This window comes from bacterium, from assembly GCA_016786595.1.
Classification (GTDB): domain Bacteria; phylum Bdellovibrionota_C; class UBA2361; order SZUA-149; family JAEUWB01; genus JAEUWB01.
In genome coordinates this window covers 1-19,698 of record JAEUWB010000003.1, presented here as the reverse complement: position 1 = coordinate 19,698, position 19,698 = coordinate 1, and the positions used below count along the sequence as shown (strand labels likewise).

The following is a 19,698-nucleotide window of genomic DNA, read 5'->3' as shown; positions in this document are numbered from 1 at the left end:
CACGGTAAAATTTTAGACATCAACGAGGAGAACACTATGAAAGCAATCAAAACCCTTACAATAATCGGATTAGTTTTTGGTCTAGCTGCTTGCGCTAAAACATCAAAAACTACCACAACCGACACAGCAGAAATGACTTCGCTTGATACTCCGACAACAACAAAAGTCACAAAGTTTGGTGGACCTGCAGATGTTGCAGCAATTCAAGAAGCACTCAACACTACAACTGGCACAAACCTTGTAGTTGATGGCATCATGGGCAAAAAAACAGTCGAAGCGCTTAAGGCTTTTCAAAAGAAAACTGGCTTAAAGACAACCGGTAAAGCTGACGTTGCCACAATCGAAAAGCTTGGTCTAAACGGCTAAGTTTCCTTCTAAGCAATTCCAAAACGCCGTAGGTCGTAAAAAGCCTGCGGCGTTTTTGTTTATAGTTCAAGCTAATTCGCGACTATTTATAGTGAAACGCTTTTGAATAATCCAAACCGCAGCAGCAAAATTTACTCCGGCTAGAAGCGGCACCGCTGGACTTGCAGAAAAAATAAAATGTATTTCTAAAAGCGCCAAGTAGGCCAAGGCATAACAGTAAATTAAAAACTTATTACCCCGCTCCTCTCGGCCTAAAATCACTAAGGCCGGTAAGATCAAGACAAAATCATAATACATTGCATACGGCGCAAAAAAACTGAGTAAAGCTACTACTAGTAGAAATTGTTCGGCGCGCACCTCAAGCTCAGCACTACTAGATTGATATAAATTGTAGCTAATCAACCCTAGGCAGTAGAGATAAAACAACCATAAGACTAGGTTCAATGGTTTTTGAGCTGGGAAGCCTAGTGTCGAAAAGTAGTCTAGTGCCATTGGAAGTGAAATGATCACATGCGAGCTCCGCATGAGGTTATCTAAATAAAACCACTGAGTCATCTTCAGCCAATCAATCAGCCATTCGCCATCACTGAGAAAATAACCGATAGCGTAACAAAAAACTCCCGCCGTTAAAAAAATTACTAGGGTTTTCCAGAATCGCAATAACCCCATAACCACTAAAAGCATTAAGGCATAGTGTGGCTTGATCCAAAACACGGCTAAAGTAACGCCTGCGAGCGCTTCGCGCTGACCGGTAAGTAAACGCCAGGTCATTAATGCTGCCAGTAGTAGCATTATTGAATTTTGCCCAGTATGCAGCGAAAAAAGGAAAGAAGGAAAAGTAATTGTTGCTAAAAAAATAATTTGCTTCTCCAGCTTGTCGCTAGCAAGTGTTGAGAGCAAATATGCTGCAACCAGTCCTGCAACGAGAACCAGTAGGGCATAAATTATTCTTGATATTTGGGGGCTAGCCCAGGCAAGTGGGGAATAAAGTAAAAGTGCATATGGTGGATAGGCTACATAGAAGTAGTTCCCTTTAAGACTGGGAAATCTGTTGTTTTCCAAAATACGTTGCAACTTCAGTTGATAGCGCTCTGCGACAGGATAATCTAGTAATTGACCACTGATGTAGAAGGCGGGAAAATCGCCTAGAAAAAAAGTTTTGTGCTTAGAACTATCTGCAAAGATTTCAACGCCGAGGCGAAAATAAAGCAAAGTCGCTAAAATCAAAACAACGTTGCGGATGCGCCGATTAGTCCAAAACATCAAGCTTACTCTATGACTTCAAGTAAAAAGCCTTTTAAATAATTCCCCTCTGGATGACTTAGAAGTTTAGGGTGACATGGAGCTTGAGAGAGCTCGTGCACAATCCGCACCTTCGCCTTGACGCGCAAGGCTGCACGTTGAATCAGTTGAAAAAAATCCAGATTTGTCACTAACTGCGAACAGGAGAATGTTGCCAGTAATCCCCCGCGCGGTAATACCTTAAGGGCTTGGGCATTAAGCTCCTCGTATCCATTAATACCACGTTTTAACGCGGCACGGTGTTTTACAAATGCCGGAGGGTCGAGAATAATTAAATCAAACTTTTCTCTGAGGTTAGCAAAATATTTAAAGCAGTCTTCACGCAGTGCTTGATGCGGCACACCACTACAATTAGTCCGCATATGCTGTTCACATTGCGTAAGCGCAGTCTGCGACGCATCAACGGAAGTCACGGCATTGGCCCCACCCACCCCAGCGGCCACTGAAAACCCGCCTGTATAAGCAAATGCATTTAGTACGACTTTCTCATTTGCAAGCTTACGAATGATTAAGCGATTTTCTCTTTGATCCAGAAAAAACCCGGTTTTTTGTCCCTGCTCCCAGTCCACAGTAAATTGCAGGCGGTTCTCAAAAACATAGGCAGTAACTTTTTGTCCATATAAATATTCGCCAGCTGCTGCTGATGCGGATGCTTCTGCGGAATCAGACTGATTAACATGCTTTAAAAATATTGCTTTCAAACCTGGGCCAAGTGTATTGCGTAAGGCTTGCGCGATGATCTTGCGTTGTAAGTACATCCCCTGCGAATGGCATTGCATCACCGCAGTATTGTCATACAAATCGATAATTAATCCTGGTAATAAGTCACCTTCGGCATGCACCAAACGAAAAGCAGTTGTATCAAAGTCTCTACCCAATCCGAGGTTTGCCCGTAAGTAGATTGCCTGTTCGAGTCGTTTCTCAAAAAAAGCTTGGTCAATTACTTCCTTGTCAAAGCTTAAAATTTTTAATGCAATCGAGCCTGCCTCATAATGGGCAGTAGCCAGGTGCTCGCCATGATGGGTAACAACCTGCACAACCGATCCTGGTTCTATGTCAGGCTTAGACTCGACTAAAGCTCCAGAAAAGACCCAGAGATGGAAGCGGCGGATTGACTGCTCACGGCCAGCTTTAATTTTAATTTGTGGAATAGTCATAATTTCAACATACTGCAAATCTTTTCCCTTGACGATAAGCGGAAAAAGATTTCTCGTAGACACGTTATGCGTATCGGGATTATTGATTTAGGCACAAATAGCGTTAGGCTTGATATTCACGAAATTCGTGAAAAAAATCCACGTGCAAAACCGCACTGTATCCGCTTACATCGTGACCGTCTAATGGTGCGTCTCGGGCAAGGCCTCTTTGAAGGTGGCAACTTACAGCCACAAGCTATCAAGCGCACAATCCTTGCACTGAAAAGCTTTCGTAGTCGCCTTCAAGCTTTTCGGGTGGATGTCCTACACGCATTTGCCACGAGTGCCGTACGTGAAGCTAAGAATCGTAACACGTTCCTCAGACTCGTGCGCGAGCAGACTGGAATTGAATTTAGAATTCTCTCTGGTGAAGATGAAGCAATTTTAATCGCTCAGGGCATTGTGCAGAATGATTCACGCTGTAAGGGGCGCTACGCTTTAGTTGACATTGGCGGCGGCAGTACCGAAATTAGTATCTGCCGTGACCGTAAAATTATCGCACAAAAAAGTTTTGATCTCGGCGCCGCCCGCTTACAGCAGGTTTTTCTAAAAGCAGTGCCGCCTAAGAATGTTAATGGCAAAGACCCGATTCTGGCACTGCGCCACCATGTGCGCGAGGAGCTTTCTGTCTTGAACAAACAGCGTGGCACAGCAATTAAAAAGATTATTGGCTCAAGCGGTACGATTAAATCGCTCACACGCATTACTAGCCAGACTAGTGACACGGTGAAGCTTAAAGAATTACGTAACTTTATTAAAGTTGCGCAAAATCTAACAAAAGCAAAACTCAGCTTAATCCCTGGAATTGAGCCAGAACGCGCCGACATTGTTTTATCAGGCGCGATTATCTTGGAAGAAGTCCTAAATTATTTTCATGCATCAAAATGTCAGGTTACAGATTTTGCACTACGCGATGGGGTTTTAAGTGAAGAAATTAAAGCGCTCAAAGCTAAAACGAGCTCTCTGCTACATTCACACTTGGCTGAGCTTGAAATTTTCGTGAGCAAACTTGGTGTCGACCGCAAGTATGTTCAGCAAGTTCGTAAAAGTGCCGAACTACTTTTTGAAAGCCTTAAGCCGATTCACCGGCTTTCACCAGGCTGGAAATTACAAATTGCTGCAGCTGCAATCTTACATGAAAGCGGCAAGGCGATTCATATTGCAGGCTACGAAACTCACGCAGCCTACATCGCGCTTAATTTTGATTTTCCCTACATCAGCGCCCGGGAACGCGAGGTAATTGCAGAGCTCTGCCTACATCATGCAGGCTTGAAAAAGAGCCTAGGGCCTTTTTCGTGTTGTCAGAACGAACACGAGGCTGAAGCTTTCAAGCGTGCATTAATCATCTTACGCGTTGCACATGCTCTGCACCAAGGTCATGGATCAAAGATTACCCTCAACAAGATTAAGCAAACAAGTTCCGCGGTCACCTTGCATCTCAAGGGGAAAAGCGATCTCGAGTTTGAACGACTTAAACTTGAGGATCAGTCACGTTTTTTTTATGAGACTTTTAAGCGTCGACTGCAGATCGCGGAATTTACTTGAGAATATCGTTAGATCACTGCACACTCTGCTATGCGGCACTAGCGTCTCACCTAAGGGTCTGTCGCGAAACTAAGTTTCGCGACAGACCCCTGAATTAGCAGAAAAGCTGATTGTCACTAATTAACGATTTGATTATTCGTCGGGCATCGATTATATTCTAATTTTCCGATCATTTCTCAACTGAATATGGGCATAAATTACTGATTGGTTCTTTAATCAGAAGCAATTGCTTCTCAATTGAGAACCAACTCAGGAGGTAATAGGTTTTAACCGCTCCCTGAAGTCTGGTCTCCAAGGAAAAAAGAAATGAGCTTTTCAGAAATCCGTGGGGCCAGACTACAGCTGTACTGGTACCCATTTTTTATCGTCGTTCTGGCTGACGGGGCTTTTTTATCTGCACTCCAGCAACATGCAGGAGAGCACAATAAAGCTTTATACAGCCAAATCTATGCAATCCAAGCCATCCTCACAATTGTTTTGGGGATTCCACTTGGCAGCATAGTCGATCGCCTGTCGCGCAAAAGTATCAGCATCATCTGCATTTGTTGCTTAGCAGCTATCGCGGGGCTCTTGATGATTCTTTCCATGAGCATGTCCCAAATCTTTTGGTTTGCAGCAATTGCTTGTACTTACGGTATCATGCGCAATACATTTTTCGTCGGCATGGATTCGCTCTTACGTGAAATTATTCCAATCAACCGTGGCACTGCAGTAATTGAGTGGCGCGTGTTTCTTTTCAATGTCTCACGTATCATCGCAATTCCGGCAGGTGGATTAATTGGGACACTTGGGGTTTATCCAACATTTGCTGTTACTGGAGCACTTTTTGCGGGTGGCGGTATTTGCCTGATATTTCTCAAGACGAGTTTATCAGCAAATAGCAAAGAAAAACATGGTTGGCGGCAAATGATCGAAGGGATCACGATCCTTCAATCAAATCCGCAAATTGCACTAACAACTTGGATCGGTGCTGTGATCACAGTGACATGTTTCATCTCGCTAGTCCTAATTGTCCCCTTCGCTAGAAACGATCCGATGCATGCGGGTTGGATTTTAGGCGCCGGTGGCATTGGTGGAGTCATTGGTTCCCTCGGGAATAAGCATTTTAAGCGTTGGGAGGAAGGTATTTGGCGCTACTGTGTGGCGATTGCCCCAGTTGCAGTCTTTTGTTTCTCTTTCTTCGCACTAACCCCGCTTGCTCCGATTTTCTACGGCATTTTCTATCTCGTGCTCAGCCCCTACTGGGTCGTTTCAGGAGATGCTATCTGGAGAATCGTTGACCCAGCATTTCAAGGTCGCGTGCGCTCTGCCCAAGTAGCGCTTTACGGTGGAATCATTCCAGTGCTCTGGGGTTTGATCACTTCAGCGATGCATGCCTTCCAGCCGGAAGTCATCATCCGTGCGATGGCTCTACTCGGAATGGCTGTAATCTTCTGGACCTTGTGGCGTTACCGCGCGCTCGGTCAAGAAGTTACTAAGCTTGTCACCAGTAACGGCAGAAAAGAAGACTAAGTCAAATTATAGGTTCTGATACCTCGTTGAGTTGGTCTTCTCTGAAACTTACGCGGCAGATTTTTCTTCTGCTCGCTCCATTAATTCATCTTGGCTTCCTACCTGATCTAGATTCGCGCTTTGCGACCGTAATCGATAGCTGCCATCACTTTGCATTTCCCAGGCATCACGTTGATCGTTAAGCATCACATAAAGAATTTCAAAACATTTCTGTCTTTGTTCTCCTCCGATAATTGGAGTAAGAACTTCAACGCGTGTATTAAAATTTCTGTGCATTAAATCCGAGGATCCAATGAAAAAGTCCCCTTGCAGTGGGTCAGAAGCACCATTTGCAAAGTAAAAAATTCGTGAATGCTCAAGAAATCGCCCAAGCACAGATAGAACTTGAATATTGTCACTGATTCCTGGCAATCCTGGAACTAAACAACACACTCCACGAATGATTAAATCAATTTTAACGTTTGCCTGTGAAGCTCGATAAAGTAAGGCTATAAAGTCTGGATCTTCAAGATTGTTGCATTTGATAATCACTCGTGCAGGTAGACCTTGTGCTGCATTTTGAATTTCTCTTTCGACTAAGCTTTCCAGCTTTTTTCGTAACTCTAAAGGCGCCACTAAAAGTGCCGAGAAATTCTGTTGGTCAGACTTCCCGGTTAAATAATGAAAAACTTTTACGACATCATTGGTAATTTCGTATCGTGCCGTAAAAAAACTTAGATCGGTATAATAATGTGCGGTAGTATCGCGATAGTTTCCAGTGCCGATATGCACGTAAGATCTAATACCTTCATTTTCGCGCCGCACGACAAGCAATAATTTAGCGTGGGTTTTAAGCCCAACAGTGCCATAGAGTACGTGCGCCCCAGCTTTTTCAAGACGCACTGCCCAATTAATATTTTGCGCTTCTTCAAAACTTGCGCGTAGTTCAAGCAGCACCACAACTTGCTTACCACGCTCAGCTGCTTCAATTAAAAGTGGCATTAATCTACTTTTATCGCCAGCCCGGTAAACCGTCATTTTAATCGCTAATACTGCTGGATCGTTAATTGCTTCTTTCAAAAATCGCTCAACACTGCCGGAAAAACTTTCATAAGGATGATGCACTAAGAGATCCTGCGATCGAATTGTCTCAAACAAGGCTTGATCTTCCTGTAGACAGCGCAGCGGAATAACTGATTTCCATGGTTTATATTTTAAACTCAATGGTCCACGGTCATATAAAGTTTTAAGGTTATGATATTCAAGTAAGTGCTCACGTTGATAGATATCGCTGTCACCCAAGCTCAGTTCACTCTTCAGCAAACTAAGCATCCATTTGTCACAAATTCCTGCATATTCAAGCCGCACGACTTGCGCAAAACGTCGACGCTGTAACTCGCCTTCCATAAACTCTAGCAAATCTTCATCCTCAGCGTCTTCATCAACTACCGGAACATCGACATAGCGTGTGACGCGAAAGGGCATGGAGCTAATAATTTGCATTCCCGGGAAAAGCCTACCGACAAATTCCTGAACAACATCAAGCACACTAATAAAGCGTTGCTGCGCTTCAGGCTTACTCGGTAGTAAAATTAATTGCTCATCAAGAGCTGATGTTTTCACGCGTGCAAAGTGCTTGCGCCGTGAGGATTTTGCACGCAAGCATACGCCTAAGGAAGTTGAGAGATTCGAAATAAATGGGAAGGGATGTGCCGAGTCAACGGCAAGTGGTGTTAGCACTGGAAAAATTTGGCGATCAAAATAATCTGCAAGCCATTGCTTGTCTTCAAGACTTAAATCTTGAGGACGAACGATCATAATTCTTTGATCTGCAAGGTCTGCTACAAGTTTACGATAAACAGCCTCTGCAGACTGATTTAGATCTGTTACTTTCGCATGAATTAAACCTAATATTTCCTCAGCAGTGCGGCCATCAGGAGTTTGCTGAATTGATTGCTTCTGCGCATCGCGTCGCACTTTTCCAACACGCTTCATGTAGAATTCATCGAGGTTGTTAGAAAAAATTGATAAAAATTTAAAACGCTCAAGAAGTGGAGTTTTACAATCTTGCGCTTCGCGTAACACACGCGAATTAAATTCAAGCCAGCTAAGTTCTCGATTTATATACTGTGGATGTTGATCAGTCTTGGACATAGATGTTAGTAATACTTCTCTACGTCTTTAGATGCCGCAAGCAATAGAAGCGAATCTCCTTAATTTACTAGGGAAGCTCAGTTTTAGCATCAAATGCCTGCTTCATTAATGAGTGTATTTGATAAAAAACACGCTGCTTTTTGTCGATATTGTGCGGGACAATCACCCGATATACGCAATGCGCCTCATCGGTTCTAAATCTGAAACTAATCTCCCCAATGCCATTTGTTCCTGTCTCGCCGACGGCCACATCACGCCAACGCTTCTTTCCGGCACAGTCTCTGTGCTGCAATAAGAATGTCGCTCCAGAGTACGGTTGACTGTCTGCCACAACCGAAGCTTGCAGACGGCAATGTGTTTTGTTTGCAATTTCTGCAACCTGCAGAATAGTTCTACCGTTCTCAAAATATCTCAAGCAGTCATCAATAATTTCAACATTAACTTTCAGTTTAGACACTGAAGAAATATGGGCCTGCTGGTCAAGTTGGATTTGGAGATTCACAGTGGATTGATCGTCAGGCAAATCATTCAAGATTACATTCTCGGTAGCTTGAGCCGCTTCAACTTCTAAAATAACTTGCTCCTGCTGAACTGGTGCTTGAATCGCAAAGTAGCCTGCCCGATCTGTAATCGTTTCCAAGTTTGCCTGCGGCAAGCGAATTGTCACTCCAGGGAGTCCATCACTTGCTTGATTAGTCACAACGCCTTCAATCGAGCGTAGTGCAATTGAAGAGGCCTCTCGTCCGCCTGTGCCCGTGCCGGCAGAACCACCTCCACAAGAACTCAAGGTTACCGTTAGACAATAAAGTGTAAAAAATTTAGATAACACTGCGCGCATCTGTTTAATCATCCTCATTGTCATTTAAATTTGCTTTCGATTGAGCCGTACTAAAAGTGCTGAATGAAACTCGGCAGCCGCCCAAATTCTTATTCTGCATTTTTGGATTTACATCCAAATCAAATTTCGAGAGATATTCACGCAATTCCGCATGCAGTGCATCCCCCTTAGCCAACATCCAGCGCCGAATTTCAGCGAGATCTTTTTCAGCAATATTGTCGTACGCTGTAGTGATATGGAGATTGGGAAATTCTTGTTTGCTGAAAATATTTTCGTCTACGGCAGTAACTAAATCACTCACATCGTTGGCTAAAAGTCCCATACTGCGCCGAATGTCACCGACAGGAGCATAGACTTTAGTCAGTAATTTAACTCCGTCTTTAACCCTTTCAACGGCTCCAAGCCGCTCTAACTCAAACAAAATTGTGTAGGGATTAAGATCTTTACTAACGGATCGTACTAAAGTTTTAAAATCACTCTCCTCGCCCTCGATATCAAGTGTTTTGGCCTTAGCATTGGCAGAAAAACGTTTATCGTTCTGCCACTGACCAATTACGCGCCTCAGTAAGTTTTCCTCTTCGTCTGCTCCTTTTTGATTGCTAGTAAGTCGTGTTACGTCGCGGCGATGCATCCCGGTAATTACTGCAAGGCGGCTATTGCTTACTGTAGCTTCTTTTTTCTGAAGTTCTTCTTCGGCAACTTCAATAAAAGCTTCCTTAGTCAGTTCAATAAATTCTTGGATTTTAATCGAACGATTTAAGGCAAAGCGCACCACGGGCTTAATAATATTGCGCAATGAGAGATAGAGAATTTCGTGGATATTTTTTTGCATTAAGGCTTTAACCGTTCTTTCGCTTGTGCATATTACACATCAGGGCGCGGTGCCGTCAATTTATGCTGGAAAGTCCGTATTTTAGCGAGAGAAGTGTTGGGGCTTGGATTTAACCTGAATTAAAACCAAGCCCCGAGGAGCCACGTTAATCGTAAAAACCCATTTGATAGTGTTTTGTCCAATCTGACTTCGGTATCGCCTTATGCGCCTGCCAAAAGAATCCGATGTTCAGGAACACATAGATCATGGCAATCGACGAAGCATACGGCAGTCCGCCCATCAGGCTCCAAATGATCAAGCCAACTGAAGCTACTCTTAACCAGTATGGAGTCTTCTCATTTGAGTAACCAAAGCCGATGCCGACCATTCCGACTGAAACTGCGCCGATGATGTTCGAAATGTTGAAATACTCCCAGGCTGGCCTTAAGTCGCCACCTGAGAATAGCAACACAACAGTTCCAAGCAGCACAAGCCACGGCGTTATCGCTCTGAATCTCTCCGATCTCGCAAAAGCAATAACGACGTTGAATAGCACCAGGCTCTGCAGTGCGATGCGAATCCGGTCATCTGCCGTGATTGCACTCCAGCTAAACGTTTCGACTCCTTTGGCTTGAAGCCCAGCATGAGCGCCCCAAGTAACGCCAACGAGAAGGAGCGGCGCACCGATGAGGCTCCAAATTTTTTGTTCTTTGCTGCCGCCAGGTTTGCCGGCGGCGATGACGATAGTCACCGCTCCAATCACGAGAATCAACGTGATCGCGATGTTTAGGTTCTGCAAATCTTGAACTAGTCGGCCAAACCAAACCGACGGCTCTTGAGTGTAAGGCATCTTTTTTTATTATCCTCCAGGCCTAAAAAGTCATAAACTTTCTAAACCTAGAGGTAATTAATATAACCTAAAATAAGCCCCTCTACCCGAGCCAGAGAGTTTATAACAAATCATTATGATTTTCAATTTATCTAGAAATTTAAATTTGGTTCATTCAGAATTTATACCAGTTTGCAAAAAGATTTTGGATAAAACTGATGATTTTTGCAAACTGGTATATAAGTTGTGTCGCAAACACAACCAGCCAATAAATAGCGTTTCCCCTTTAAAAATAAGCCCCTACAAAGCTTGCGCGTGCAGAGAGAATGTTTTTTATATCTCAGCTGTGTTTGCCTACATATCTAAGATAGTTATGGGAAACGCTTTAACAATAAAAAGTGTCCGGATTTAGGGGGCTTACGCATAACCTAAATCCGAACGAGTGCAGATTGAGTCAAGATAACAAGTTCTCGTTGGCTGACTTTAGACCCGCACAAAAGGAAGCATCACTAGACATAATGCCCCGAGCCAATAGACTTCAGCCTTGATCGGATAAGCACAGGGCTGGCCCTCGATTGCAGCGTGTCGTCTTTCCATGTGCTCAACTGCGATGTAGCTCAGGAGTCCCAGCAATATCCCGAGTGCAAGTGACTGCGTTCCAGCCGTGAGAAAAATCATGAAAAACGATCCGACTAATTCAGCCTTTGTTTCGGGCTTGAGTTTGAAGGCCGTACGGGTCATGAGAAACCCAATCATGATTAAAATCGCGTAGCCGACTTCCTTAGGAACCATTTGAGGGATCCAACGAAAGCATGACAATACTAGAAAGAGCACTCCAACCAGCATTGCCACACGCCCGGCGTTTGCATAGCGATTCTCGCATTTTCCGACTTTTAGACCCGTGATGCTCTCTAGATAAACCAGAGAAGCGTAGCACGAACAAAGTAGTCCCGCGCAAATCGCCCCCCAGCCACTTAAGACAAGTGCCTGATTACTTCGCTGCTGCAATTCTTCCTCCGTCTCGTAAAGATAGCCCGCGAAGTTCAAAAACCGCATCGTGCCACTTAGGTCGATGAGGACGATTAGCGCCACAACCAGGATATACGGAACGAGATCTAACCGAGTTAACACTCCCCAAATACTCGGATGAGGAATTTCTGCAACCTTCGGAAGTTGCACCCACGCATCTGGCTGCTTCCACCCACCAGTAATGGCTTGCATGACGACTCCTGTAAGTATGCCAAAAAGCACGTAGGCATGTTTTTTGAATGCATACCCAAGCATCATCGTGGCAAAGCACAGTAGCGTTACTACTGTAGTATTTCCACTTACGCCTCGACTCGTGATGCCTGCGGCACCTAAGGCATGGACAACCAATAGCGCGCCTAGTGAGACAACCACTGAGATTTGTATTGAGTCTGGGATTGCAGCTAGAACGCGTTTGGCAAAACCGCTATACGCAGCCAGCAGCAAAAGCCCTCCAGCGAGTGTGCTAACCGCCAATGCTTGCTCGAAGGATGCTCCGGCGCGATTGACGACAGTGACAGAAATGAAGGTGTTGATCCCCATCGCTGGTCCAATCACAAGTGGCCTGCGTAACACTAGCCCTGCACTAAGACTCATAATGCAGAGGCAGAGACATGTTCCGACAAAGACAGTTGTCTGGTTTGCTCCATCGTTTTTAAGGATGGCAGCGTTGGCCGCAGGCACGTAGACCGTAGCGGCAAAGATCGTGAGGACTTGTAGCCAAATCCTCGGGATACTGTTGAGGGCGTCAATCAGATGACGCCAATGTAAAATATTCTTGATTTCTTGCATCTTCACCTTGAAACATCCGTGTTGAAAAAACCTAAGTTCCCCCTCTACCCGGACATAAGATGCGTTGCTTACTAGCTACATGAAAAAATGCAGTTCATGAGGTAAAGAAATTTCGCGCTACATTTTTGCAGCGCTTTCTTTCAAGAAGCAATCTATGAGAAGTCTACTATTTTAGCGCGCCTAAGCGCTCAGGTCAATTTTCTGCCACTTAGTCTAATCTCGCGGATAATCAGCAAATGATGGCGGTTATGGATTTGTATAAATCTAAGTGCAGCATCTCGTTTCAAAACACCAAACACATGATGCTTGAACCAATGCTCAGGGCTTAATTTACTAGCTGATTCCACGATTTCAGTGCATTCATTGAGAAGCTTTTCCAGCTCGGTGCTGGTGGGCTGTTTAGCAGGAATTGTCTGCTCTGGGGCGCGACCAACTCCGCGTGGCAATCTCCCAGCAAAAAAGATAACTTTTTTGCGAAGAAATCCCTTGAAAGAAGAAGATTTATTTGCAGGTGCAGGTGGAGTAGATTCGACTAATCCAGTGCAAATACGTTTCATTGCTAAGCATAGGTGTTCAATCTGCATTCCCACTGACCACTTAGAAATATCTGGGTTGAGCAGATCTGTTGCTGCGGCGAATTGTCTTAGCTCGCTTATGGTAGCTAGAATTTTAACTGTTGCATTCATGAAAGTTTCAGGTCGCAAACTGTCCCAGTAGTAATTTTCTCAAGCTCAGTCATCGTCAAGCGGAAAACTCCATGGGGCGTGCCAGCCGCGGCCCAGAGTTCTAGATACTGTCCTAAATCTTGATCAATTAATGTTTTAAGTTTATGCGCATGTCCAACTGGTGGAATCCCGCCAATTGCAAAACCAGTTTGCTCGCGCACGAAATCAGGGTTGGCGCGTTTGATTTTTTCACCGACTAAGGCTGAAACTTTTTTCTCATCGACTCGATTTGTTCCGCTAGCGATTACTAAAATTGCAGTCTTTGATTCTTCACCTTGAAAGACAAGAGATTTGGCAATTTGAGCCACGCTGCAGCCGATTGCTTTGGCGGCATCCTCGGCAGTGCGCGTCGAGTCGGGCATTTCCACGACCTGACAATCAACTCCAAGTTCTGTTAGAGCTTGTTGTACTTTTTCAGCGCTTGAGCTTAAGTGTTTTTGCATAGACAAGCAGTTTTATAACCAAGAATAAGTGTTCATACAATTGAAGATCGGGAGATTTTAGATACTTTTTATAAAAAAGTTTCGTTTACACTTCTCTCCCATCGATTCCTTAATGAATTAATCCACTCTAATTGAAGATTAACTCTAAATTTTTACAGAACTACTTCGTTCTGCGATGGTGATCTTGATGTGTGAACTTGATTTGTGAAACGTGATGTCATGAGGCACAAGCCTTAGTGACGCAATTTAGAGGTGCCATCCACCAATCTGTAGCTTCATGCGTAAAGCTAGCCAGAAGTCCTTAAACGTTTCTTCGCTGACTCGAGGGTTGAGCACAATCGTCTCCAGGATCGGATCTCCGGTTAGGCAGATGATGTCAGCGCCTTCAACCTGAAAGCCCAGCACACTCCAACCCTTAACTACCGGCGAGATCTGACAGTTCCTGCCGACAATGTGCAATCGGACTCCTGCGAATCTAACACCTGGAAGGAAAAACTGCCGATGCCCTGGAAGGTTACTTTCCCCTAGGATTTCTTGTCCTTCCTTACAAAGCCTATAGGGTAATCCAACTGGTTTGTCAGTTACCGAAAGGCGTCGTGGGTCCATGCCACTTCCACAGCTATGAACGAGCTTCTCGTATGGTGTGTGTGGAAACTTCCATAGAGAAACAGGCGTTCCTGTAGTCGGATCGAGAAGAAGCACGTCTTGCTTGCTAAGTGCAAAAAATCTGAGTTTGCCTTCTACCCAGACATTCCATGTCCTTCGCTTGGGGCCTTGACGCAGTTCCCAGTTTGCACCTTCGTTATTGAAGGCCGGAGCACATTCATTTCCAGAAGGATTCCGGTGAGGCAAAAGGTAAGACACTCTAACCCCTGGCAGATGACGAAACGGCTGCGCAGCGCTAAGCACGAGCGCAGAAGGTTGTTGTTGATTGACCATGATGTTGTTGATCACGCTTTAAGCCCGTTCGGCTATGGATTTCCCCCAGAATGGAGGAGAAAATTGTCGTAAACGACTTTCGTCTCCACTCTGATCGAAATTTCTTGTAGAAAACCTTGCTAAAAAGTATCTAGCTCTCCGTAAAAATTCCGCGTGCAAACTGCATATGAAAGAAAAACACGTAGTTTCAACGAAAATTTTAAAGAGAGCTTAAATTAAAAATTAAGCTTCTACTCATATTTAAAATTTAGAATCAGCAAATGCTAAATATGGACTACTAACATTTAATACTAGTTAAATCAAAAACCCAAGGTGTCGCCCTAGCAGTATGAGGATTTTTGATATTATTTGATTTATATTTCATATAGAATTATAATAGAATATAGCTTATATATTGTGATTCTATGGCTGCTATTCTTTGCTCGACTACTCCCGAAATTCTTTTTATCGACATGAATGCATTCTTTGCCAGTGTTGAGCAGCAGGAAGTTCCAGCCTACAGAAATTCTCCAATTGGGGTTGTGCCCATGTTAACTGACACGACCTGCATTCTGAGTGCTTCTTATGAAGCGCGGCGTTTTGGTATTAAAACTGGGACTTCGGTTGCTGAGGCAAAGACTCGCTGTCCGGGGATTCAAATTGTTGTAGCACGTCCCAAGCGTTACGTTGTTTATCATGAAAAGCTCGTTGAAGTGCTGAATCACTACTTTGCAACCATTAACGTCCTCTCGATTGATGAAATGGCTTGCGTTTTAAGTCCTAAGCAAAAGCAGGAAAAAACTTTTGCCAGTTTAGTTTGCAAAATCAAAGCGCAAATCAAAAAGGATCTTGGGCAATCTATGTTGGCTTCAATTGGCATTGGACCAAATGTATTTTTGGCCAAGGTTGCTGCCGAAGTTAAAAAGCCTGATGGGTTCACGGTCTTTCAAGGCGACTATACTTCCTTACTTTTTAAATGCAGCTTGCGCGACCTTCCGGGGATTGGCCCGCGCATGGAAATACGTTTAAGGCAGCACGGCATTTTAACTGTTGAGGAATTGTGGAATGCCTCCCCTCGCAAGCTTCACCAAATTTGGGGTGGAGTAGTTGGCGATCGTTGGTATTACATGTTGCGTGGGAATTTAGCCACTGATTATGGCATGCAGGATGACGCTCCGAAGAAATCTGTCAGTCAGTCGCATGTGCTTCCGCCGAAATTTCGCACTGTTCAGGGTTCGCGTGACATTGCTTTTCGCCTAACTTCTAAAGCCCTGAGGCGGCTACGGAGTTATGCTCAAGCAGCTAAGAAAATGTCTTTAGCAATTAAGTATCGCAAAGCTGGAGCGTATCGAGACAAGCAAGTTTGGCACGTAGAGATTCGGCTTGATTGTTATAGTAATAGCGATCTGACGTGGATTCCGCGAGTCGATCAAGAACTTAAGCAAATGCCAAGCTTAGCGGATTATAATCCTACCCAAGTGATCTTAAGTTTTTATGATTTAGCTCCTCACGGTTATCAGCAGATTACGCTTTTTAGTGCACCTTTGCGTAATGATGAAAATCTATTTCAAGCGATTGATGCGATTAATGCTAAGAATGGGCATCGTGTTGGTCTAGCCTGTGTTTATAATCTGCAGCAAGAATCTCCGTATCGTATTTCTTTTGGTCAGCCGCACGACCGTAAGGTTGGGTGAGTTACGCCGCGCCAAAGTAATGTTATGCATGCTTGCGATCTTGCCTTCGACCCGAGGGCTCAGGCCGAGAGGAGTGAGTTGCGAATGAATGAAATGAATTCGCAACGAATCGAAAGCTCTCCAGCTTACGCAGTCACAACTGACAGGACTTAGGCGTCCACGCCCATTAATCGGGCCGAGGTTGAGGCAAGTTCGAAGAACGGTTGCGTATTATTGATTCTTAAAATTTTCGAAGAAAATTTAACCGTTTTCTTTTTGCTAACTTTTTCTTTTTCGCGCAGCATTATTGGCGCGCCTAAGGCGCGACGTAAAAAGTTAGTGGGCCCGCGCCCATTAATCGGGCCGAGGTTGAGGCAAGTTCGAAGAACGGGAATTGCGAGGACCGTAAGCATATTGAAATATGTGCGGACCGCAGCAATATCCCGTTCTGAAGAACTTGGCCAAGATCGGCCCGATTAATGGGCGCGGCGACGGCGTTCGACGTTTTCGCGCAGAATCCTTGCCAGGCGAAAGTCGCGATCAGCTTCGGCATGGTCGATTGCTGTCCAGCCGCCTTGTTCGCGGGCTGAGAGGTCGAGTTCATTTTGAGCGAGAAGCATTTCGACGATATCGCGATGTCCGCCGGAGACGGCAAACATGAGTGGTGTTGAGCCGCGTGGGCCGCGTTCGTTAACGTCAGCGCCTTCATCGATCAGGTGTTTTACTGCTGAGACATGGCCGATAGCGCAGGCGCGCATGAGTGGGCTTAAAGAGACTGAAGTGAGTCTTTCTCTGCTATTAGTAATCATAAGTGCGTCTCCACTGTGATTAACAGTTGCTGTTAGATGCTTTGTGTTTGAATTGGTGGATTCCAAATTGTGCACCTACTCAGGTATAAGCAAGGATTGTACCTGTTTCTTCATCTTTATGAAAGTAGGGTGGGCGAAAAAAATCAGAAAAATAAAAGCGGCAGTAGAATATTCATTCTACTGCCGCTTTTAAAGATGTGAATAACTATTTAATTTTTCAAGCTTTAATGCGCATACCGTAGAAGCTACGATAGACGAAGAAAAGCCCAATCGCAAAAAGAACAGAGCCGATCCAAATTGCAACATCTTGAGATGACACGGCAATCTCCACAGCAAGCAATCCGAACAAAGTTGTAAACTTGATGATTGGATTAAGAGCAACTGAGGAAGTGTCTTTATAAGGGTCACCGACTGTATCGCCAACGACAGTTGCGGCGTGTAGTGGTGTGCCTTTTTCTTTCAAGTCAACTTCAACGACTTTCTTAGCGTTATCCCATGCACCGCCGGCGTTAGCCATAAACATCGCTTGGAATAGGCCAAAAATAGCAATTGAGATCAGATAGCTTGCAAAGAAAGTTGCATCAAAGCAGGCAAAAGCCAGAGTAAAGCAAAATACTACACCGAAAATGTTGAGCATTCCGGCCTGAGCGTATTGTGTGCAAATTCGCACAACTTCTTTGGAGTCGCTAACTGATGCTTTGGTTGAGCCATCGAGCTTAATGTTTTTCTTAATGTATTCAACTGCGCGGTGAGCACCGGTTGTAACAGCTTGCATTGAAGCGCCTGTAAACCAGAAGATTACTGCTCCACCAGTGACCATGCCGAGTAGTACTCGTGGATCAAGCAAATCGAGTTTAAGATGTAAGAGTAGAATGATTGAGAAAATCATTGTAGTTGCCCCAATCACAGCAGTTCCAATTAAGACTGGCTTTGCAGTTGCCTTAAAGGTATTTCCGGCTGAGTCGTTTTCTTCTAATAAGTGTTTGCCTTTTTCAAAGTTAGGAGTGAATCCATACTCTGCCTGAATTTCTTTAGAGATATTGGGCAGTGATTCAATCTGCGAAAGTTCAAAGACAGACTGCGCGTTATCGGTGACTGGACCATAGCTATCAACAGCAATTGTCACTGGGCCCATGCCTAAGAAGCCAAAGGCCACAAGACCAAACGCAAATACAGTAGGATAGATCATGTATTCGCCGAGTCCGCCAGCTTGGGCTGAAGAGGCTAAGAAGGCAACGAGCATCAACGCTACCATGGTCATGCCCTTCCAGAATGCTGAGAAGTTACCAGCTACAAGTCCGGAAAGAATCGTTAACGATGCGCCACCTTGACGTGAAGCACTGACAATTTCAGCAACGTGTTTAGATTTGGCTGAAGTAAAAACTTTAGTAAATTCTGGAATTACCGCGGCGGCAACTGTTCCGCAGCTAATAATTGTAGAAAGTTTCCACCATAAGCCGTGAGACATATCTCCTAGCAACAAGCTACTGATTGAATAAGTCACTAAAATTGAAACAATTGAGGTAACCCAGACAAGTGAAGTTAAAGGAATTTCAAAATCAAACTTTGGAGCGTTACCATATTTGGCTTTACATACGGCACCGTTGATCCAGTACGAAGCAAGTGAAGTAATAATCATCAGGAAGCGCATTGCAAAAATCCAGATGATTAGTTTTGACTGGTAGTGGTCAGCGTTCACACCGCGGATTAGATTACCTGAGGTATCCATAGTCACACCTACGGCAAGTGTAATGAAGGTAATTAAGGCCACTCCTGTTACACCGTAAGTTTCAAAGCCGTCAGCTGTAGGTCCAATTGAGTCGCCAGCGTTATCGCCAGTGCAATCTGCAATTACGCCAGGATTACGTGCGTCGTCCTCCTTAATATTGAATTCGATTTTCATTAAATCCGAACCAATATCAGCAATTTTAGTAAAAATACCGCCGCAGATACGTAGTGCTGATGCGCCAAGAGATTCGCCAATTGCAAAACCAATGAAACACGCGCCAGCGCTTGCTGCCGGAACAAATAATAAAATGATTGTCATCATCAAGAGTTCAACGCAGATTAAGAGCACTCCGATTGACATTCCGGCACGAAGTGGGATGTCCATTACCGGATATGGTTTACCTTCAAGAGCGGCAAACGCGGTGCGGCTATTTGCGTAAGTATTCATGCGAATACCAAACCAGGCGACAGCAACTGATCCGGCAATCCCCAGAATTGACCAAAGTAAAATTAACATTACTTTACTAGTTTCAAAGTGCATCAACGCCGAGAAGTAATAAACGATACAGGCGCCGATTAAGATTTCGAGTACGACAAGGAACTTAATTTGTTGCAACAAGTAGGTTTTACATGTTTCGTAAATCAGTGCTGATACTTCAAGCATTGACTTGTGAGCGGGAAGTGCACGCACGCGGCCAAACTCGATAAAACCAAAAAGCATTCCAAGTAGTGAAACCAGAATTCCAAAATAGAGAATCGCAGTTCCACTGATTTCCATGCCACCGACGATAAACGGCACATCAAGTGGAGGCAGTTTTAAATCTGCTTCGCCTGCTGCGAATGCTTGACTTGCAGTAAACATGAATAAGGAAACGATTGAGATCAGTTTGCTGATCGAGCCCGAAGGAAACCTTAGTGATTTCATATTAATTCAACACCTTTCCAGAAAAGATTTTAAAGTTTATTTTAAAGGGGGCATCTTTAGCGAATCGCTAAAAGAGAGTAAAGAGCTTTTCCTAGTTGATAGGTATTATTATAAAATCAATTCATTT

At 44.3% G+C, this 19,698-nt stretch carries 16 protein-coding genes; 4 read left to right on the top strand and 12 right to left on the bottom strand.

Going from position 1 to position 19,698, the window contains the following annotated elements; translation table 11 throughout:
• Positions 1-36: 36 nt before the first annotated feature.
• Positions 37-366, top strand: coding sequence for a peptidoglycan-binding protein (locus JNK13_00610; protein ID MBL7661229.1), 330 nt, complete (start codon positions 37-39; stop codon positions 364-366).
• Positions 367-432: 66 nt separating this feature from the next.
• Here JNK13_00610 and JNK13_00605 read toward each other — a convergent pair whose 3' ends face one another.
• Positions 433-1,629, bottom strand: coding sequence for a DUF2029 domain-containing protein (locus JNK13_00605; GenBank protein MBL7661228.1), 1,197 nt, complete (start codon positions 1,627-1,629; stop codon positions 433-435).
• Positions 1,630-1,634: 5 nt separating this feature from the next.
• Positions 1,635-2,825 carry a class I SAM-dependent rRNA methyltransferase gene (locus JNK13_00600; protein MBL7661227.1) on the bottom strand — a complete coding sequence of 397 codons (1,191 nt, stop codon included), beginning with the start codon at positions 2,823-2,825 and terminating at the stop codon, positions 1,635-1,637.
• A 66-nt stretch (positions 2,826-2,891) separates the two neighbouring features.
• On the opposite strand from JNK13_00600, the gene JNK13_00595 reads away from it, so the two are divergent.
• Together JNK13_00595 and JNK13_00590 are read left to right on the top strand one after the other, a co-directional pair.
• Positions 2,892-4,409 (top strand): Ppx/GppA family phosphatase, encoded by a 1,518-nt coding sequence (locus JNK13_00595; protein ID MBL7661226.1) that lies wholly within the window; start codon positions 2,892-2,894, stop codon positions 4,407-4,409.
• A 306-nt stretch (positions 4,410-4,715) separates the two neighbouring features.
• Positions 4,716-5,921 carry an MFS transporter gene (locus JNK13_00590; protein MBL7661225.1) on the top strand — a complete coding sequence of 402 codons (1,206 nt, stop codon included), beginning with the start codon at positions 4,716-4,718 and terminating at the stop codon, positions 5,919-5,921.
• Positions 5,922-5,969: 48 nt separating this feature from the next.
• Here JNK13_00590 and ppk1 read toward each other — a convergent pair whose 3' ends face one another.
• From ppk1 to JNK13_00550, 8 genes are all read right to left on the bottom strand, one after another.
• Positions 5,970-8,054 carry a polyphosphate kinase 1 gene (ppk1, locus tag JNK13_00585; GenBank protein ID MBL7661224.1) on the bottom strand — a complete coding sequence of 695 codons (2,085 nt, stop codon included), beginning with the start codon at positions 8,052-8,054 and terminating at the stop codon, positions 5,970-5,972.
• Between the two features lie 67 nt (positions 8,055-8,121).
• Positions 8,122-8,910, bottom strand: a complete 789-nt coding sequence (locus JNK13_00580; GenBank protein ID MBL7661223.1) for a carboxypeptidase regulatory-like domain-containing protein — start codon at positions 8,908-8,910, stop codon at positions 8,122-8,124.
• On the bottom strand, positions 8,897-9,724 hold the full coding sequence (locus JNK13_00575; GenBank protein MBL7661222.1) for a hypothetical protein: 828 nt from the start codon (positions 9,722-9,724) through the stop codon (positions 8,897-8,899). The genes JNK13_00580 and JNK13_00575 overlap by 14 nt, the downstream gene beginning before the upstream one ends.
• Positions 9,725-9,869: 145 nt before the next feature.
• Positions 9,870-10,553, bottom strand: coding sequence for a hypothetical protein (locus JNK13_00570; protein MBL7661221.1), 684 nt, complete (start codon positions 10,551-10,553; stop codon positions 9,870-9,872).
• 462 nt (positions 10,554-11,015) lie between these two features.
• Positions 11,016-12,350 carry a hypothetical protein gene (locus JNK13_00565; GenBank protein ID MBL7661220.1) on the bottom strand — a complete coding sequence of 445 codons (1,335 nt, stop codon included), beginning with the start codon at positions 12,348-12,350 and terminating at the stop codon, positions 11,016-11,018.
• A gap of 188 nt (positions 12,351-12,538) precedes the next feature.
• Positions 12,539-13,036 (bottom strand): DinB family protein, encoded by a 498-nt coding sequence (locus tag JNK13_00560; GenBank protein ID MBL7661219.1) that lies wholly within the window; start codon positions 13,034-13,036, stop codon positions 12,539-12,541.
• Positions 13,033-13,518 (bottom strand): YbaK/EbsC family protein, encoded by a 486-nt coding sequence (locus JNK13_00555; protein ID MBL7661218.1) that lies wholly within the window; start codon positions 13,516-13,518, stop codon positions 13,033-13,035. Before JNK13_00555 ends, JNK13_00560 begins: the two co-directional genes overlap by 4 nt.
• A gap of 246 nt (positions 13,519-13,764) precedes the next feature.
• Positions 13,765-14,472 (bottom strand): hypothetical protein, encoded by a 708-nt coding sequence (locus tag JNK13_00550; protein MBL7661217.1) that lies wholly within the window; start codon positions 14,470-14,472, stop codon positions 13,765-13,767.
• 389 nt (positions 14,473-14,861) lie between these two features.
• On the opposite strand from JNK13_00550, the gene JNK13_00545 reads away from it, so the two are divergent.
• Entirely contained in the window at positions 14,862-16,130 is a 1,269-nt protein-coding gene (locus JNK13_00545; GenBank protein ID MBL7661216.1) for a hypothetical protein, read from the top strand.
• Positions 16,131-16,585: 455 nt separating this feature from the next.
• On the opposite strand, the gene JNK13_00540 is transcribed toward JNK13_00545, so the two are convergent.
• Entirely contained in the window at positions 16,586-16,918 is a 333-nt protein-coding gene (locus JNK13_00540; GenBank protein MBL7661215.1) for an ankyrin repeat domain-containing protein, read from the bottom strand.
• Between the two features lie 217 nt (positions 16,919-17,135).
• The gene (locus JNK13_00535) at positions 17,136-19,571 is read right to left on the bottom strand and encodes a sodium-translocating pyrophosphatase (GenBank protein ID MBL7661214.1); all 2,436 of its coding nucleotides are present in this window, start codon (positions 19,569-19,571) and stop codon (positions 17,136-17,138) included.
• Between the last annotated feature and the right edge of the window lie 127 nt (positions 19,572-19,698).

Bases quoted from the DNA above. Each gene is read 5' to 3' on its own strand.
- JNK13_00610 (MBL7661229.1), top strand. From the start codon at position 37: ATGAAAGCAATCAAAACCCTTACAATAATCGGATTAGTTTTTGGTCTA.
- JNK13_00605 (MBL7661228.1), bottom strand. From the start codon at position 1,629: ATGTTTTGGACTAATCGGCGCATCCGCAACGTTGTTTTGATTTTAGCG.
- JNK13_00600 (MBL7661227.1), bottom strand. From the start codon at position 2,825: ATGACTATTCCACAAATTAAAATTAAAGCTGGCCGTGAGCAGTCAATC.
- JNK13_00595 (MBL7661226.1), top strand. From the start codon at position 2,892: ATGCGTATCGGGATTATTGATTTAGGCACAAATAGCGTTAGGCTTGAT.
- JNK13_00590 (MBL7661225.1), top strand. From the start codon at position 4,716: ATGAGCTTTTCAGAAATCCGTGGGGCCAGACTACAGCTGTACTGGTAC.
- ppk1 (MBL7661224.1), bottom strand. From the start codon at position 8,054: ATGTCCAAGACTGATCAACATCCACAGTATATAAATCGAGAACTTAGC.
- JNK13_00580 (MBL7661223.1), bottom strand. From the start codon at position 8,910: ATGAGGATGATTAAACAGATGCGCGCAGTGTTATCTAAATTTTTTACA.
- JNK13_00575 (MBL7661222.1), bottom strand. From the start codon at position 9,724: ATGCAAAAAAATATCCACGAAATTCTCTATCTCTCATTGCGCAATATT.
- JNK13_00570 (MBL7661221.1), bottom strand. From the start codon at position 10,553: ATGCCTTACACTCAAGAGCCGTCGGTTTGGTTTGGCCGACTAGTTCAA.
- JNK13_00565 (MBL7661220.1), bottom strand. From the start codon at position 12,350: ATGCAAGAAATCAAGAATATTTTACATTGGCGTCATCTGATTGACGCC.
- JNK13_00560 (MBL7661219.1), bottom strand. From the start codon at position 13,036: ATGAATGCAACAGTTAAAATTCTAGCTACCATAAGCGAGCTAAGACAA.
- JNK13_00555 (MBL7661218.1), bottom strand. From the start codon at position 13,518: ATGCAAAAACACTTAAGCTCAAGCGCTGAAAAAGTACAACAAGCTCTA.
- JNK13_00545 (MBL7661216.1), top strand. From the start codon at position 14,862: ATGGCTGCTATTCTTTGCTCGACTACTCCCGAAATTCTTTTTATCGAC.
- JNK13_00540 (MBL7661215.1), bottom strand. From the start codon at position 16,918: ATGATTACTAATAGCAGAGAAAGACTCACTTCAGTCTCTTTAAGCCCA.
- JNK13_00535 (MBL7661214.1), bottom strand. From the start codon at position 19,571: ATGAAATCACTAAGGTTTCCTTCGGGCTCGATCAGCAAACTGATCTCA.